This window comes from Streptomyces sp. SID3212 (genome assembly GCF_009865405.1).
In the GTDB taxonomy this organism is placed as follows: Bacteria; Actinomycetota; Actinomycetes; order Streptomycetales; family Streptomycetaceae; genus Streptomyces.
In genome coordinates this window covers 15,692-31,637 of sequence record NZ_WWJY01000544.1, presented here as the reverse complement: position 1 = coordinate 31,637, position 15,946 = coordinate 15,692, and the positions used below count along the sequence as shown (strand labels likewise).

The 15,946-nt window shown below is 71.1% G+C and carries 15 protein-coding genes; 8 read left to right on the top strand and 7 right to left on the bottom strand.

Annotation, left to right across the window (positions count from 1 at the left end):
- Together GT042_RS16360 and GT042_RS16355 are read left to right on the top strand one after the other, a co-directional pair.
- Window positions 1-343, top strand: a 343-nt coding sequence (locus GT042_RS16360; protein ID WP_161309450.1) for an ATP-binding protein, incomplete at its 5' end; no start/stop codon positions are given.
- A 187-nt stretch (window positions 344-530) separates the two neighbouring features.
- The gene (locus GT042_RS16355) at window positions 531-1,364 is read left to right on the top strand and encodes an alpha/beta hydrolase (protein WP_161309449.1); all 834 of its coding nucleotides are present in this window, start codon (window positions 531-533) and stop codon (window positions 1,362-1,364) included.
- 62 nt (window positions 1,365-1,426) lie between these two features.
- On the opposite strand, the gene GT042_RS16350 is transcribed toward GT042_RS16355, so the two are convergent.
- The 4 genes from GT042_RS16350 to GT042_RS16335 all read right to left on the bottom strand — a co-directional run bounded on the left by GT042_RS16350 (window position 1,427) and on the right by GT042_RS16335 (window position 6,805).
- Window positions 1,427-2,905 (bottom strand): branched-chain amino acid ABC transporter substrate-binding protein, encoded by a 1,479-nt coding sequence (locus tag GT042_RS16350; RefSeq protein WP_161309448.1) that lies wholly within the window; start codon window positions 2,903-2,905, stop codon window positions 1,427-1,429.
- A gap of 4 nt (window positions 2,906-2,909) precedes the next feature.
- Complete coding sequence (locus GT042_RS16345; RefSeq protein WP_161309447.1) at window positions 2,910-4,916, bottom strand: hypothetical protein; 2,007 nt, start codon at window positions 4,914-4,916, stop codon at window positions 2,910-2,912.
- 164 nt (window positions 4,917-5,080) lie between these two features.
- Window positions 5,081-5,914: an undecaprenyl-diphosphate phosphatase gene (locus GT042_RS16340; RefSeq protein ID WP_161309446.1), complete on the bottom strand. Its 834-nt coding sequence runs from the start codon at window positions 5,912-5,914 to the stop codon at window positions 5,081-5,083.
- 225 nt (window positions 5,915-6,139) lie between these two features.
- A complete protein-coding gene (locus GT042_RS16335) occupies window positions 6,140-6,805 on the bottom strand; it encodes an NAD-dependent epimerase/dehydratase family protein (RefSeq protein WP_161309445.1) in 666 nt (221 codons plus the stop codon).
- A 200-nt stretch (window positions 6,806-7,005) separates the two neighbouring features.
- Between GT042_RS16335 and GT042_RS16330 the strand changes: the two genes are divergently transcribed.
- Window positions 7,006-7,938, top strand: a complete 933-nt coding sequence (locus GT042_RS16330) for an SDR family oxidoreductase (RefSeq protein ID WP_161309444.1) — start codon at window positions 7,006-7,008, stop codon at window positions 7,936-7,938.
- Window positions 7,939-8,024: 86 nt separating this feature from the next.
- On the top strand, window positions 8,025-8,978 hold the full coding sequence (locus tag GT042_RS16325) for a TDT family transporter (RefSeq protein WP_161309443.1): 954 nt from the start codon (window positions 8,025-8,027) through the stop codon (window positions 8,976-8,978).
- Window positions 8,979-9,039: 61 nt separating this feature from the next.
- Here the strand turns inward: GT042_RS16325 and GT042_RS16320 are convergent, their stop codons facing one another.
- A complete protein-coding gene (locus GT042_RS16320; RefSeq protein WP_161309442.1) occupies window positions 9,040-9,663 on the bottom strand; it encodes an RraA family protein in 624 nt (207 codons plus the stop codon).
- Window positions 9,664-9,913: 250 nt separating this feature from the next.
- Between GT042_RS16320 and GT042_RS16315 the strand changes: the two genes are divergently transcribed.
- On the top strand, window positions 9,914-10,768 hold the full coding sequence (locus tag GT042_RS16315) for an alpha/beta hydrolase (protein ID WP_161309441.1): 855 nt from the start codon (window positions 9,914-9,916) through the stop codon (window positions 10,766-10,768).
- A gap of 126 nt (window positions 10,769-10,894) precedes the next feature.
- Complete coding sequence (locus GT042_RS16310) at window positions 10,895-11,500, top strand: TetR/AcrR family transcriptional regulator (protein ID WP_161309440.1); 606 nt, start codon at window positions 10,895-10,897, stop codon at window positions 11,498-11,500.
- 42 nt (window positions 11,501-11,542) lie between these two features.
- Here GT042_RS16310 and GT042_RS16305 read toward each other — a convergent pair whose 3' ends face one another.
- Together GT042_RS16305 and GT042_RS16300 are read right to left on the bottom strand one after the other, a co-directional pair.
- Complete coding sequence (locus GT042_RS16305; protein WP_345943793.1) at window positions 11,543-12,349, bottom strand: LLM class flavin-dependent oxidoreductase; 807 nt, start codon at window positions 12,347-12,349, stop codon at window positions 11,543-11,545.
- A gap of 132 nt (window positions 12,350-12,481) precedes the next feature.
- Window positions 12,482-13,489, bottom strand: a complete 1,008-nt coding sequence (locus tag GT042_RS16300) for a methyltransferase (RefSeq protein ID WP_161309438.1) — start codon at window positions 13,487-13,489, stop codon at window positions 12,482-12,484.
- Between the two features lie 418 nt (window positions 13,490-13,907).
- On the opposite strand from GT042_RS16300, the gene GT042_RS16295 reads away from it, so the two are divergent.
- Both GT042_RS16295 and GT042_RS16290 read left to right on the top strand, forming a co-directional pair.
- Window positions 13,908-14,339, top strand: a complete 432-nt coding sequence (locus tag GT042_RS16295) for an excalibur calcium-binding domain-containing protein (RefSeq protein WP_345943792.1) — start codon at window positions 13,908-13,910, stop codon at window positions 14,337-14,339.
- Window positions 14,340-14,484: 145 nt separating this feature from the next.
- On the top strand, window positions 14,485-15,921 hold the full coding sequence (locus GT042_RS16290; RefSeq protein ID WP_161309436.1) for a DEAD/DEAH box helicase: 1,437 nt from the start codon (window positions 14,485-14,487) through the stop codon (window positions 15,919-15,921).
- The last annotated feature ends 25 nt before the right edge of the window (window positions 15,922-15,946 follow it).

Sequence of the window (15,946 nt, the reverse complement as noted above, 5' to 3'; positions counted from 1 at the left end):
CGCGGCGGAGGCCCGCGCGCTCGCGCGCTCCTTCCTGGACGGGCACGCGGCGCCGGAGCGCGTCCTCGCCGATGTGCTGCTGGTCGTCTCGGAGCTGGTGACGAACGCCGTGCGGCACGCCGGCGGGGTGACGGCGTTCCGGGTCGCCGCCGGGCCCGGTGTGGTGGAGATCGTGGTGCAGGACGCGAGCCCGGTGCCGCCGGTCGTCAAGGAGCACCGGGGGCAGTGGCTGCCCGGGGGTTACGGCTGGCCGCTGGTCAACCGGCTGGCGGAGGTGACCGTGGTGCCCCTGGGGGACGCGGGGAAGATCGTACGGGCGTCCATGCGCCACCCGGGTGTGTAGGGCCTCGGGTGGCGGGGCGCCACCGACGGGCGTTCACTGAAAGTCCGGGGCCGGGCTTGTGTGCACGGGGGCGCGGCTCCGCCGTAAGCAGCTCATGACGTCCAGCAGCAGGGCATGCGTGCTCCGCGGCCTGCACGGTGCCACGGGGCGACCGTGCCGGCGGCGAGAGCAGAGAGCAGGCACCCCTATGCCGTTCGTGAACGTCGGCCAGGAGAACAGCGGGTCCATCGACCTCTACTACGAGGACCACGGGAGCGGCCGGCCGGTCGTCCTGATCCACGGGTATCCGTTGAACGGGCACTCGTGGGAGAAGCAGGAGCGTGTCCTGCTGGAGGCCGGGTACCGCGTGATCACATACGACCGGCGGGGTTTCGGCAACTCCAGCCAGCCCGTGACCGGCCACGACTACGACACGTTCGCCGCCGACCTCAACGCCCTCCTCGACCATCTCGCGTTCCCCGAGGTGAGCCTGGTCGGCTTCTCGATGGGGACCGGCGAGGTGACCAGGTACCTCGGCACGTACGGCTCCGGCCGGGTCGACAAGGCCGTGCTGATGGGAGCCGTCCCGCCGTTCCTCCTCAAGACCGACGACAACCCCGAGGGGGTGGACGGGTCGGTCTTCGAGGACATCAAGAAGGCCGTGGTCGCCGACCGGCCCGCGTACTTCAAGACGTTCCTGGACAACTTCTACAACGTCGACCAGTTCGGCGGGACCCGGATCAGCGACCAGGCGTGGAACAACAGCTTCAACATGGCCGTGGCGGCCTCGGCGCACTCCGCGTACGCGTGTGTGGACACGTGGCTGACGGACTTCCGCGCGGATCTGCCGAAGATCGACGTGCCGACGCTGCTGGTGCACGGCACGGCGGACCGGATCCTGCCGTACGACAACACGGCGAAGCGGCTTCCGCCGCTCATCAAGGATCTGACGTTCGTCACGGTCGACGGCGGGCCGCACAACGTGGCCTGGACGCACCCGGAGATCGTCAATCCGGCGCTGCTCGACTTCCTGGCGAACTGAGCGACTCCGCCCGGCCGGCCGGGCGGCCGTCCGTCCGTGTCAGGTCCCGGGTCCACCGGCCTTCACCGGCCTTCCCGGGGCCTTCCGCGCGCGGCGGACACCTCGACGAACTCCGCCCGTCCCGTGGCGGTCAGCCGGAGAACGGGGACGGCCTTGTCGCGCGGGTTGCCGTTGTTCTGGAAGGAGAGGAAGCCGCTGGCCCCGGCCACCTGCTGCCCTCCGTTCATCTGGTGGAACATCCGGGCCACGGCGTCTCCCGTGACGGTGACCTTCCCCTGGGCGGCAGCCATCTGGATCCCCCTCGCGGCGGTCAGGACGGCGTCGTGGGCCATGATCGCCTGGCCGTCCTCCCGCGAGTTGTTGGGGAAGGTGGTGTCGAGGAAGCCGCCCTCGGCGAAGTACCGCGCGGACGGTGCCGAGACCGCCTTCGGGTTCGTGCGGTACATGTCCGGGTGGGCCAGGCCGGTGTAGAGCACCTGGACCTGGGTCTTCGCGGCGGCGGCGAGCTGTTCCCTGGTCAGGTTGGTGGTGTCGTCACCGGCGATCACGGTGAACTCGACGTCCTGGCAGGCGCGGTTGGACAGCGCGCCGAGGAACCGCATGAGGTGGGTGCCGCGCCCGGCGAAGTAGATGACCTCGGGCTCCTCGTCGCAGAGCTGCGAGGACATGAAGTTCATCTCGCTCTCCCAGGCGTTGGCCACCGACGAGTCGTACGTCATCTTCTCCGCGACCAGCCGGTGACCGGTGGCGGGGTCCGGGAAGGCGCGGGTGAACTCCGACCCCAGGGTGGTGGCGTAGAGATTGCCCTTCGCCGCGTCCTGCACGACCACGGCCGTCCGGAACTTCTTCCGCTTGAGGTACGCGGCGGCGGCGTACGCCTCGTCGGCGTTGGTGGGCGACACCCGGACGAAGTTGTGTATGTCCTTTATGCTCGTTGCCGTCATCGTGGACGCGACCATGGCGATGCCCTGCGTCGACAGCAGGTCGACGGCCGCGCGGTTCTCGTCGGTGCTGGGGCCGAGGCCGGTGACCGCGACCAGCCTGTCGTCGGTGTGCTTGCGCTTGACCAGCTCGCCGACGGTGAAGCGCCAATGGTCCGAGCCCCCACCGGTGTTGGCGATGAGGAGCCGGATCTTCGGGGACGCGGCCAGGTCGCCCCGGTTGTGGCGGTACTGCGCGAGATAGGCGCCCTGGAGTTCGTGCCGTACCGATTCGTCCGAGTTGCTGTCCGTACCGTCGAGGGTCAGGGAGGTCATGTAGGCGACGCTGACGTACGGTTCGCCGCCCTTCTCGATCCGGTCGTTCTCCTTCTCGATGGCCTTCTCGACCTGGGTGAGGTGGCCCCGGAAGACGTACGAGCCGTCCGTCACCCCGACACACTCCTTGTCCTCCCCCCGTTTCACCACGCCGTCACCGCACCGCGCCCTGCTGTCCTCCAGCCAGGACACGGCGAACCAGCCGCCCACCGCGAGGACCGCGGCGGCGACGGCCGCGAGCACGACCCGGCGCACGATGTGCAGCGGCCATTCGATTCTGACCATCGGATCAGACCTCCCCCGTCGTCTGCGGATGACGCCAATGCCGGTACCGTTCCGCCTCGTTGAAGAGGGGCACGATGTCGTTCCTCCGGAGCTGGGACAGCTGGGTGAACCCCTCGGCGATCAGATGGGCCAGCCGCATCCCGGGGTCCGCGAGCGGATCGCTCCACACCCACCGGGCGACGACCAGGCCCTGGATCAGCGAGGCCGCGTCCACGGCCCGGGCGGGCGCGCGCCCGGAGCCCAGCGCGGCGAGCAGTTCCAGCGGACCGCCCTCGTCCGGCAGGCGGTTGGGGGCCGAGGTCACCGTGTCGAACTCGCTGATCCACTGGGCGGCGGGCACTGCCGTGAAGCGCCGCAGCAGGTGGTCCGCCACGTCGTCCACACGGTGCAGGGCGAGCTGGTGGTACGCCTCCTGGACGGGCCGGCCCTCCGACCTGTAGTGCTCGGCGAGCAGTTCGTGGGCCATGTCCCAGTCGTCCGGGCGGCGGGCGAGCTCCCACAGCAGCAGGCGCCGCAGCCAGGGGTGGAGGGTGGGGACGAACGTGCCGGGTCCCGCCAGCAGCCAGCGCGAGCGCATCTCGCCGAACAACTCCTCGCCGTGGCCGAGGACTTGTGTGCCCACCGAGAGGTCGCGGGCGGCGGCGCACTCGGCGAGCATGGCGCGCTCCACCGGGTCGATGCCGCGCAGCAGATGGCTGAGCGCGGTCTCGGCGAGGGTCGAACTGACCTCGCCGGTACGGAGTTGGCGGTCGGGGAGCTTGCGCAGCCAGCGGTCCTGGTCGGGTCCGGACTCGGACGGGGCGCCCGACTGGCGTAAGACGTCCAGGATCTGCTGCACCGCGCGCGGCAGACCGCCGGTCAGCCGGTGCACGAAGGGGGTGAGGCGGGTGTACGGCGCCAGCTCCGGGTGCCCGCCGAGCTGGAGCTCGATCCGGATGCGCACCTCGTCGAGGTTGAGGTCGCGCAGCCGCAGCGGATACCACCAGGTGTCCTCGCCGTCCCGGGTGGGCCGGTAGGTGTGCCAGTCGGCGAGGGAGGCGCGGTCGGGGCCGCGCAGCTGCCACGGCCAGGCGTCGCCGGTGGCCGGGCCCCAGCGGGGCAGCCAGCGGTTGGAGCTGGCGACGACCGTGAGGGGGTCGCAGTCCCCGCCCGTCACGACGGTGTCGTCGTGACGGGCCCGTACGAGCAGGTCGAGGAAGCGCCTGCCGTACGGGGCGTGGGTGTTGTCCAGCAGGAGGAGGTGCGAGCGGGGCATGAAGTTGCGCGCGGTGTTGCGGCGCAGGTCTTCGAGGAACGCGGAGAACAGCACCCGGTCCAGCCGCTCCTGCTGCTGTTCGTCGCCGTCGTGGCGCCAGAGGTTGAGCTCGACGAGCGCCTCCCAGCGGTCGCCGCTGCGGATCAGGGGATGCGCGCCGAACCAGTGCGCGCCGGCGGTGAGCCGTCCCATGAGGCCGCGGACGGGCAGCCGCCGGCCGCGCCGCAGGGCGTCCTGGAACACCGCGAGAGCGACGGACGAGGCGCCCTCCGGGACGCCGATGGCGCCCATGCCGACCTCGAAGAACGCCGCGAGGTAGTCGCCGTGCCGGGCTTCGTTGGCCTGCTGGAAGTGGTCGAGCTGGCGCTGCACCGCCCGGCGGCCCTGCGCCATGCTGTGGCCCTGGGCCATGCCGCGGATGTTCAGCTCCTCGTCCGAGGCGAGCAGCCCGAGGCTGAGGAGGGGGAAGCGGGAGCGGCCGTACCGGGGCAGTTTGCGCTCCAGCTGGCGGGCGAGCAGGGCGAGGGCGTAGCGCGGCAGCAGCGACTGCGTACCGCCGAAGTTGACGTACGCGAACGGGTGGTCGGGGCCGAAGTGCTCCATCAGGGCGCTGTGGGCCTCGCTGGCGCCGCTGCCGCGCGGGCCGAGCAGCATCGTGACCGGGCGGTCGGCGGTGGGCGGCTGTTTCAGGCATTCGTCGACGAGCGACACGATGCCGCTGCGGCCGCGCAGGCCCAGACCGCTCCCGGACTCCATGACGGATCCCCCCTCCGCGGCCCGCCGTGCGCCCCCGTGACGGCTGGACGTCCCGCGACTGCCCACGGTAGGCGGGACGTACCCGTCACGTCACGCGGGTTGCCGTTTCGTCAGCCACAGGAGGAACGGCGGAGGGGCCGCCGGTGCCGGGCCCGGCGGCGTCCTCAGCTCAGGACGCCGGTGCCCAGCAGGCCCAGGAGCAGCACACCGATGATGATCCGGTAGATCACGAAGGCGTTGAAGGAGTGCTTGGCGACGAACTTGAGCAGCCAGGAGATGGAGGCGTAGGCGACGACGAAGGAGACGAGGGTCCCGGCGACGAGGGGGGCGGCGCCGACCCCCGCGCCGAGCGCGTCCTTCAGCTCGTAGAGGCCGGCGCCGGTGAGGGCGGGGATGCCGAGGAAGAACGACAGGCGGGTGGCGGCGACGCGGTCGAGGTCGAGGAGGAGCGCGGTGGACATCGTGGCGCCGGACCGCGAGAAGCCGGGGAAGAGGAGGGCCAGGATCTGTGAACTGCCCACCAGCATCGCGTCCTTGAACGACGTGTCGTCCTCGCCGCGCTTGTGGCGGCTCATCTGGTCGGCGACCCACATCACACCGCTGCCGACGATCAGGGAGGCGGCCACCACCCAGAGCGAGGCCAGCGGGCCCTGGATCAGTGGTTTGGCGGCCAGTCCGACCAGCACGATCGGGATCGTGGCGTAGATGACCCACCAGGCGAACTTGTAGTCGTGGTGGTAGCGCTCCTCGGGCTCCCGGAGGCCGGTGACCCAGGCGGTGAGGATCCTGACGATGTCCTTGTAGAAGTAGACGAGCACGGCCGCGATGGCGCCGACCTGGATGACGGCGGAGAAGCCGATGACGGCGTGGTGGTCGACCGGGATGCCCATCAGGCCCTCGGCGATCTTCAGGTGGCCGGTGGAGGAGACCGGGAGGAACTCGGTCACCCCTTCGACGGCGCCGAGGATGACGGCCTGGCCGACGCTGATCACGCTCATCGGATCTCTTTCCGGAGGGTTCGAGGGGTACGGCGGCGGAGACCACGGGCGCCGATCGCCCGCGGGTCCGCCCGTCTGTACGTCTACTGCACTGTAGACGATGTCGGCGGCGGCGACGCTCCCCGGCCGTCCGGCAGCGTGTCCCCCGTACCCGCGTACGCCTGGTGCCCCCCCCCGTACGTACGGAAGTACGCCTGGTGCCCCCCCCGTACGTACGAAGCCGTGTCAGGCGCCCAGCCGGTTGATCTCCGGGCTGTGGAGCACGTGCGGCTCGGCACCCCGCAGGGCGACCACGGCGAGCATCGCCCGGCCCAGGTGTTCCGTCGTGGTCACGTGCGTGGGCATCAGGCGCCGCAGCAGCGGATAGAGCCAGGAGGTCAGGCCGTACATCAGCCGGTAGACGGGCGTCTTGGACCTCGCTCCGTCGAGGGGCCGGATGTAACCGGGGCGGAACATGTAGGCGGGGAAGTCCATGGCCAGCAGTTCGTTCTCGGTGCGGCCCTTGACCCGCGCCCACGCGCTCCGGCCGCGCTCGGTGCTGTCGGTGCCCTCGCCGGAGACGTACGTGAAGGTCAGGCCGGGGCTGCGGCGTGCCAGTGTCCGGGCGGCGGCGAGTGTGTAGTCGTAGGTGATACGGCGGTACTCGTCCTCGCTCCGGCCGGACGAGGAGACGCCGAGGCAGTAGAAGCACGCGTCGAGCCCCGAGAGCTCGTCCTCGATCGCGGTGAGGTCGGTGAAGTCCTCGTGGACGATCTCGCGGACCTTGGGAGGGTGCCCGCCGGTCCTCGTACGGCCCACCAGAAGCACGCTCTCGACCCGTTCGTCCAGCACACACGCGCGCAGGACACCCTGCCCGACCATGCCGGACGCCCCGAAGATGATGACCTTCACGTTCGACCGCCCTCGTGTGACACGGCGCGGCCCCGTACGGGTCCACACGCCCGCCCAACCATCCGGCTGGGCAGGGGCAGCGTAGCCATGACGGGCAGAGCGGACGCCACGCCGTCGTCGTGTCGGTGGGCCGCCCGACCCGCCCGCCCGGGGCACTCTGGGGACTCGTCCGTCCGTATCCGTCCCCTCGGGAGTCCCCGATGAGCAAGGCCCTCCCTCTCGAACCCGCTCCCGATCTGCGAGGCCGCCTGGCCCTGGTCACCGGGGCCAACAGCGGCATCGGGTTCGGTGTCGCCCGCCGCTTCGCGCAGGCGGGCGCCGAGGTCGTCCTGGCCGTACGGAACCCCGCCAAAGGCGAGGAGGCCGCGCGGCGCCTCGGCGGCCGGGTGCGCGTGGAGCAGGTGGACCTGGCCTCGCTCTCCTCGGTCAGGGATCTGTGCGACCGGTTGAACGCCGAAGGCCGGCCGCTGCACCACCTGGTCAACAACGCGGGGATCCTCGCCCCGCCGCAGCGGTCGCTCTCCCCCGACGGCTTCGAGCTCCAGCTCGCCACCAACCACCTGGGCCACTTCGCCCTGACGGGCCTGCTCCTGCCCCTGCTGCGGGAGGCCGGCGGACGGGTGGTGAGCGTGGCCAGCCTCACGGCCCGGACCGCCCGCCTCTCCCCCGAGGACCTCCAAGGCGGGACGTACCGCCCGTACGCCGCCCACGGCACGTCCAAGCTCGCCCAACTCGTCTTCGCCCTCGAACTGGACCGCCGTGCCCGGCGGCACGGGTGGGGCATCACCAGCAACGCCGCCCACCCCGGGGGCGTGGTGACCAACCTCCAGGTGACGGGACCGACCCTCGGCGGCCACCGCGCGGGGCTCGCGGCCCGCCTCAGCACCCGGATCTACCGGCTGCCCGGACTGGGGAACGACGTGGCGCGGGCGTCCCTGCTCCTGTTCTTCGCCGCGACGGCCGGGCGGGCGGAGGGCGGCGACTATTACGGTCCCGCGGGCTTCGCGGAACTCGCGGGACCGCCCGCCCGGGCGACGATCCCCGCCCGGGCCCGGGACGCGCGGATGGCGGCGCGGTTGTGGACGGCCTCGGAGGAGCTGACGGGGGTCGTCTTTCCCGGCTCCGGGGACTGACTGCCGTACCCGGGCCGTCCGCCCATGTTCACGACCACCTCGGTGCGACAGCACCGACACGACCGTCATCTGCGGAGGAGCACGCCATGGCCGCCCCACGGATCCCGCTCAACCTCTTCGGCACCCCCTTCGGCCTGGTGGGCCTCTCCGGCTGCTGGGTGACCGCCGGCGCGCAGGGCCACGTGTCCGTCGCCGTCGGGGAAGCGCTGCTGGCGCTGACCGCCGTGGTCTGGCTGGCCACCGTGGTGTGCTACCTGCGGTACGTCCTGACCACACGCGGCGCCTTCGTGGCGGACCTGCTGGACGACGTGGCGAACCCGTTCGCCTCCCTCGCGCTCATCACCCCGATGCTGCTCGCGTCCGAGGGCATCGCCCCGCACGCCCCGACCGCCGGGAAGGTCCTGGTGGACGTCTTCCTCGTCCTGACGGTGCTGGCCGGCGGGTGGTTCACCGGCCAGTGGATCTACGGTCCCCTCGCACTCGACCGGCTGCACCCCGGCTACTTCCTGCCCACCGTCGCCGGCGGGTTCGTCGCGGCGACCAGTGCCGCGCAGGTCGGTCAGGAGCGGCTGGCCCAGGCGATGTTCGGTCTCGGCGTGGCCTGCTGGTTCATCCTCGGGTCCATGATCATGGCGAGGCTGTTCTTCCGCCCGCCGCTGCCGCCCCTCCTCATGCCGACCCTCGCGATCGAGGTGGCACCCCCGACGGTGGGGAGCATCGCCTACTTCGCCCTCGACGGGAACCGCCTGGACATCGTCGCGGCGGGCCTGGCGGGGTACGGGCTGGTGATGGTGGGCGCGCAGCTCAGGCTGCTGCCCGCCTATCTGCGCCTCCGCTTCGCCCCCAGCACCTGGTCGTTCGTCTTCTCCTGGGCCGCGGTGGTCACCACCACGCTGCACTGGAACGAGTTGGGGCGGCCGGACGGCCACACGGTCTACACGTATCTGCTGCTCGCCGCGATCACGGCGTTCGTGGGCGGTATCGCCGCGAGGACGGTGCTCGCGCTCGTACGGCGCCAACTGCTGCCGAAGAGCGGCTGACTCCGGGACGGCACCCTCGGCGTACCGCCCCGGTCAGCTCCCAAAGCCGCTGTCCTCCCGGTCAGCCCTCGAAGCCGTTGTCCGCCAGGATCCGGTCGATCCGGGCCCGGTGCGCCGCCTCCCACACGTCGAGCGATTCGCCGGCCTCCTTGGCCAGCTTCGCGCGGGCGTCGAGCAGTACGCGTTCCTGGTGGGCGTGGGGAACCACCACGACGCCCTCCTCGTCGGCCACGACAACATCGCCGGAGCGCACGTCCACGCCCCCGCAGCGGACCTGCTGTTCGAGCGACCCGATCGCCGCTTTGGCGCCAGGGACGGGCATGACACCCCGGGCGAAGACGGGAAAGCCCATCTCCCGCACCTCGGCGAGGTCACGGACGACCCCGTCCACCACGAAGGCCGCGATGCCCCGCCGTTGGGCGACGGCACAGACGTTTCCCCCGGCGACGGCGTAGTCCACGTCACCGGCCCGGACGACGATGACGGAGCCGGGCTCCGCACGGTAGATGGCCGCGTGCAGCATGAGGTTGTCGCCCGGAGGACACCGCACGGTGAACGCCGGCCCGGCCACACGCGGGACCGAGGGCCACAGCGGGCGGATGCCGATGTCCATGACCTGCTCGCGTCCCAGCACGTCGGCGAGGGTGGTCGGCGGGATGCTCCGGAATCCGTTGACGTCGTCCATGACTCTTCCTTCGTCCGGGCGGGCCCCTCCCGAGGTGGAGGGGGCGTGACGCACGGCCGTCGAGACTACCGAAGCGCGGCGGGAGGAGCCGGTCGGCCATCGGCCTGGAGGACGGGCAGACCGCGATCTTGCTTTAGAATTACGATCGTACGACAATGGGTCACGGGAACGGGAACTTCCCCGCCCGGGCCTCCGGTGGACGCCGCCGGTCCGGGCGCACCCCTCGTACGACGACAAGAAGGCGAACCCCATGAGTACGTACGCGGCAGACGCAGCCGAGAACCTCACCGTGGAAGGCCCGTCCGCCCGGTTCACCTATCGGCGCATGGGACCGCGGGGCGGCACGCCGCTCGTCCTGCTGGTCCGCTTCCGAGGGACCATCGACTGGTGGGACCCGGAGTTCCTGGACCTCCTGGCCGCCGATCATGACGTGATCCTGTTCGACAACGTCGGGATCGGCCACACCACCGGCCGGCCACGCGACTCCGCCGAGGGCTTCGCCGACGGTGCCGTCGAATTCATCCAGGCACTCGGCCTGCCGCGGGTCGACCTGCTCGGCTGGTCCCTCGGGGGCATCGTCGCCCAGTACGTGGTGCGGCGCAGCCCCCAGCTGGTGCGCAGGCTGATCGTGGCGGGCAGCAGCCCGGGCGCCCCCGTGCCCGGGGCGCCGGCCATGAGCGACAGGGTCCGCGCCATCATGGAGAAGCCCGGCGGAGGCGCGCCGGACGACGTGCTCTATCTCTTCTTCCCCGAAACCGACGCGGGGCGGGCCGCCGGGCGACAGCACCTCGCGCACGTCTCGACCCGGCTCCGGGCCGGCGGGCCCGCCATTTCCGACGAGGCGGCCAGGGGGCAGCTCACCGCCGTGGCGAAGCTCCAATCGGTCCCGTTCGATCAGGTCCGCTCCCACCTGGAGAGCATCAAGCAGCCTGTTCTGTACGCCAACGGCGTCCAGGACGTGATGATCCCCGCCCTGGCGTCCTATGTGGCGGTCCAGCATCTCGACTCGGCGGTGCTCGTGCTCTACAGCGACGCCGGACACGGCTTTCTGTTCCAGCACGCGGAGGCGTTCGCCGCGCAGGTGACCAACTTCCTGGCCGGCTGAGCCGCCCGACTGCGGCTCCGGCACCGGCACCGACGAGGCCGAGGCCTGCCCTCCCTTGAGCGTACACTTGTAATATTAAGCAAGGGTGCGGGAGGGCAGGCCCCCTCCCCGGGAATGGGGGAAGGCATGGCGCGATACGGGAAAGACCACAAGCAGGCGACGCGGCAGCGCATCATCGAGAGGGCGGGTCGCCGGTTCAAACGCCACGGCATCGACGGCTCCGGAATCGCCGCGCTCATGTCGGACGCGGGACTGACGAACGGCGCGTTCTACGCCCATTTCGCCTCCAAGGACGACCTGGTCACCCACGCGGTCGCCGACCAGTTGAGAGCGCAGCGCGAGAGCTTCGCCGCGCAGGCGTCCGACGGCGGGCCGGGGCAGGTCGTGCGCGAATACCTCTCGGTGCGGCACCGTGACAACCCGGGTGAGGGCTGCCCCTCCGCCGCCCTGCTCGACGAGATCGGGCGCAGCAGCGACGCGACCAAGCAGGCGTACACCGAGGGCCTCCTGGCCATCATCGACGGCCTCAACGCGCGCTCGGCGCCGGACGATCCCGAGGCGGCACGCGTGAAGACGCTCAGCGTCTTCGCCATGATGGTCGGAACGCTCCAGCTGTCCCGCGCGCTGTCCGACCCGGAACTCGCCGACGCCGTACTGGAGCAGGGCCTGCGGAACGTCCTCGCGGTACGGAGCGCCGGTCAGCCGAACCGACCGGCCGGCACCGGGAGCTGAACAGGCACCACACGGAACTGAGCGAGCGTCACCACCTCCGGCTCACAGGACGGCCCCGGCGAGCTTCTCGATTTCGTCCGGGTCCGCCAGTGCGGGGTGGAAGATCAGTTCGTCCGCCCCGATCGCGGCGAACGCTTCCGCCGCGGCCCTCACCGCGTCGCCCCCGACACTGATGGATTCCGCGACCGAATCGGCGTATTCGGCCCCGATGGCGGCGTAGTAGTCCCGGATGTTGTCCTTGCCCCGGCGGACGTCGCCGAAGGCGAAGTATGCGATGGCCACGAGTTTGGGTGCGCCTTCGCGGCCCTTTTCCTCCCATGCGCGCCTGGCCGCGTCGAAGTACGGCTCCACGGCGGGAGCGGGCAGGCTCCCCGCGACGTAACCCTGCCCCCAGGCGGCCATCCGCCGGAACGCCACCGGAGCCAGGCCGCCGAACAGCAGGGGAACGGCCCGCGTTCCGGACGGAACGGCCGCGTTGACGCCCTCCCCGACCGGTTCGCCCCGCCATACGCGGTGATAGATGTCCAGGTCGCGGTCCATGCGCTTGCCCAGACCCTCGGGCGCCAGGCCGTCCACCACAAAATCGTCGGGACGGTTTCCGCCGATCCCCACACCGAGCGTGAGGCGGCCCCCGGACATTCCGTCGATTCCCGCCAGCTCTTTCGCCAGAAGAACGGGCGGCCAGACGGTGGCCAGCATGATGTTGCTGCTGAGCCCGATCGTACGGGTGGCGGCGGCCGCACCGGCCAGCGCCACGGTGTCCATGATTCCGGGATAAGCGGTCCGGCCCACGGTCGCCAGCGTGGAGAAACCCGCTTCTTCGGAACGTACCGACCATTCCGGGATCACCCTGGGGTCCACATCGCGAACCTGATTCGGAAGTCCGATTCCGATTTTCACAGCTGTACCGCCAATCCGTGCCGATGGTGAGTGAGGCCCGTACGGAGCACGGGTCCCGGGGAACCCGCACCGCGTCCGGAGTCAGGCAAGAGACGCTTCGAGTGCGGAGTAGGAGCCGGAACCGGTGACCGTCCTCCGGAGGGTGAAGCCGGCCTCGGCGAGGAGCTGACGCCATTCGGGCTCGCTGCGCTGACGGCCGCCGAGCATGCCCAGCATCGTGATGTCGATCATCTTGGTGGGGTGCGGGGCGTCGCCCTCGGGCACGACCATGTCGATGACAACCAGCCGGGCGCCGGCCGGCGCGGCCTCCGAGACGCCGCGAAGAATGCGCAGGGCGGAGGAATTGTCCCAGTCCTGGAGTACGGCCGACAGAATGTAGAAATCCGCGGAGGGAACGCTTTGGAAGAAGTCCCCCGCGACGATGTCCACGCGTTCGGAAAGCCCCGCCGCCTCGATCACGGGGCGCGCCGCGAAAACGCTGCTCGGCAGATCGAAGACGATCCCCCGGACTTCGGGACGGGCGGCCAGGATTTCGGTCAGCAGAGTTCCGTCGGCCCCGCCGATGTCGGCGACGGTCCCCTTGCCGGGAAATTCGTAGGCGGTCAGCAGATCGCCGCGCGCGTTCTGGGTGAATCCCGCCATCGCCTCGTTCTGGAGTTCCGCCAGCTCGGGGTTCTCGTCGATCCAGTCGAAGAAGGGCTTGCCGAGGAACAGGGTCGCGGCGGGCTCCCCGGTCCCCACCGTGTCGAGCAGCTCGCCGAACGGAGCGTAATGGGTACGGCGGAAGTACCGGGCGACATCACGGAGGGAGTCGGCCGGGCCCTCGGCGAGGGTGTGCCCGAGATCGGTGATCTCGACCGTGCCGTCGAAGGTGCGGAACACGCCGTGCTGCGCCAGGAAGCGAATGATCCTCCCGAGCGCGTCGGCGTCCGCACCGACCTCCGCCGCGAGGTCGCCGACCTCGCGTGGGCCGTTCAGCAGCGCGGTCGCCACGCCGAGTTCGGCGACCGCGAACAGGGCCTGGGAGACCTGGAATCCGGTGAGCAGTTCATGCATGCGCGCGGCCGGGGGCAGTTCGGTGTCGGTCATGGTTCTCTTCCTGATCATCACATCGGGAGCACACCGGGGGCGCGAGCCTCACGTGGGCCGCCACTCCGGTCCCGGGACCCCGTATCCCGGTCATTTACTTACGATCGTAATACTACGGTCGCGCCTTTGTCGAACGGACCGGCACCTCTTGCGTGCCCTAGGCATGCTTCGCCGAGCGGCGGCGCCGTCAGCGGCAGGACCACACGCCTTCATCACAACTCGGTCACCAATAAATCGCATTGCTCACATCGGCCCAATCCGCGCCGCTACGGTCATGCCTCCACGAAGTACCCCTGGGGGACACATGTCGTACAACCAGCCACCGCAACCGCCGCAATGGGGGCAGCCGCCCGCCGGTCCGCATCCCTACACACCGCCGCCGGTGCCGGGTGGCCGGCCGGGGTGGACGCGCAAGCGGGTGCTCTTTCCGGCCGCGTTTCTGCTCTTCTGTCTGGGCATCGGCATCGGTGGGGCCGGTGGCGGAGCGGAGAAGACCGAGAGTGTGGCCACGTCGGAGCCCGGGCCGACGGCGACCGCGACCGTGACGGCCACGCGGACGGAATCGGTGGCGCCCACCGCGACGCCCGAGCCCGCCGTGACCACCACGGTGACGGCGAAGGCGAAGCCGGCTCCGACCGTCACCAGGACGAAGACGGTGCGGGTCACGGTGGCCCCGGCCGCGGGCGGCGGTGGCGGTGGCGGTGACGATTCCGGTGGGGACGACACGTCCTCGACGTACTACGCGAACTGCACCGCCGTCCGCGCCGCCGGCGCCGCACCCATCCGCCGTGGCGACCCCGGCTACGGGTCCCACCTGGACCGCGACGGTGACGGAGTGGCCTGCGAGTAGGCGCGCGAGGGGGGAGCCCGGAGCCCGGCCGGAAGGGGGGCGTGCGCTGGTAAAATAGGAGCACGCTTCGACGTCGCCGGGGCCCGTACCGCGTGAGGTACGGGCCCCGGGGCGTTCCGGGCGTCAGACCGAGGAAGGTTCCCCCATGAACGCGAAGCCGTCAGCCTCCGGGCGCTCCGGTGCCGGCCGGACCGACCGGGCCGACCGGGCCGACCGGGCCGCCGCGCCGCGGGGCGAGCTGTCCGTACCGGAGACGGTGGTCCCCGGTCTCCCGCCGGCCCGGTCCTTCGCCGAGCTGGATCTGCCCGCCGAGCTGCTGGCGACGATGGCCGGGCTCCAGGTGCGGGAGCCGTTCCCCATCCAGGCGGCCACACTGCCGGACGCCCTGGCCGGCCGTGACGTCCTCGGCCGCGCGCGGACCGGTTCGGGCAAGACGCTCGCCTTCGGGCTCGCGCTCCTCGCCCGTACGGCCGGGCGGCGTGCCGAGGCGAAGCGGCCCCTCGGACTGGTCCTCGTACCGACCCGGGAACTCGCCCAGCAGGTGAGCGACGCGCTGGCACCGTACGCGAAGGTGCTCGGGCTCCGCCTGACGACCGTCGTCGGCGGTCTGTCGATCTCGCGGCAGGCGGCGGAGATCAAGGCCGGCGCGGAGATCGTGGTCGCGACCCCGGGACGGCTCGCGGACCTGGTCGGACGGCGGGACTGCCACCTGGACCGCGTACGGGTCACGGTCCTGGACGAGGCGGACCAGATGTGCGACCTCGGCTTCCTGCCGCAGGTCTCGGAGGTCCTGGACCAGGTGTGGCCCGAGGGGCAGCGGATGCTGTTCTCGGCGACGCTCGACCGCAATGTCGACCATTTGGTACGGCAGTACCTGCACGACCCGGTGTTCGCCTCGGTCGACCGCGCGGCGGCCTCGGTCACGACGATGGAACACCACGTCCTGAACGTCCATCCCGCCGACAAGTACGCCACCGCCACCGAGATCGCGGCCCGCGACGGGCGGGTCCTGATGTTCCTGGACACCAAGGTCGGTGTCGACCAGTTCACCCGGCACCTGCGGGACAGCGGCATCCGGGCCGCCGCCCTGCACAGCGGCAAGTCGCAGCCCCAACGGACGCACACACTGGCGCAGTTCAAGGACGGGGAGGTCACGGTGCTGGTGGCCACCAACGTCGCCGCCCGTGGCATCCACATCGACCACCTCGACCTCGTGGTCAACGTCGACCCGCCCGCCGAGTCCAAGGACTACCTGCACCGGGGCGGGCGCACGGCGCGCGCCGGCGAGTCGGGCCGGGTGGTCACCCTGGTCACCCCCGGCCAGCGGCGCGACGTGAACAAGATGATGTCGGACGCCGGGATCCGGCCGACGATCACTCAGGTCCGGTCCGGCGAGGAGCAGTTGACCAGCATCACCGGGGCCAAGCGGCCTCCGGTGGGCGACAAGGGCAAGACCGGCAGCATTCCCTTCCGGGGCATGGGCAACCGGACGGGCCGTCCCCCGAAGGAATCCCGCAAGGCCGCCGACGCCCGGAAGACCGCCGAGGCGCGGCGGGCCGCGCAGGTGCGCAAGGCGCGCTGACCGCCGGCCGTGAACCCCCGGCGCC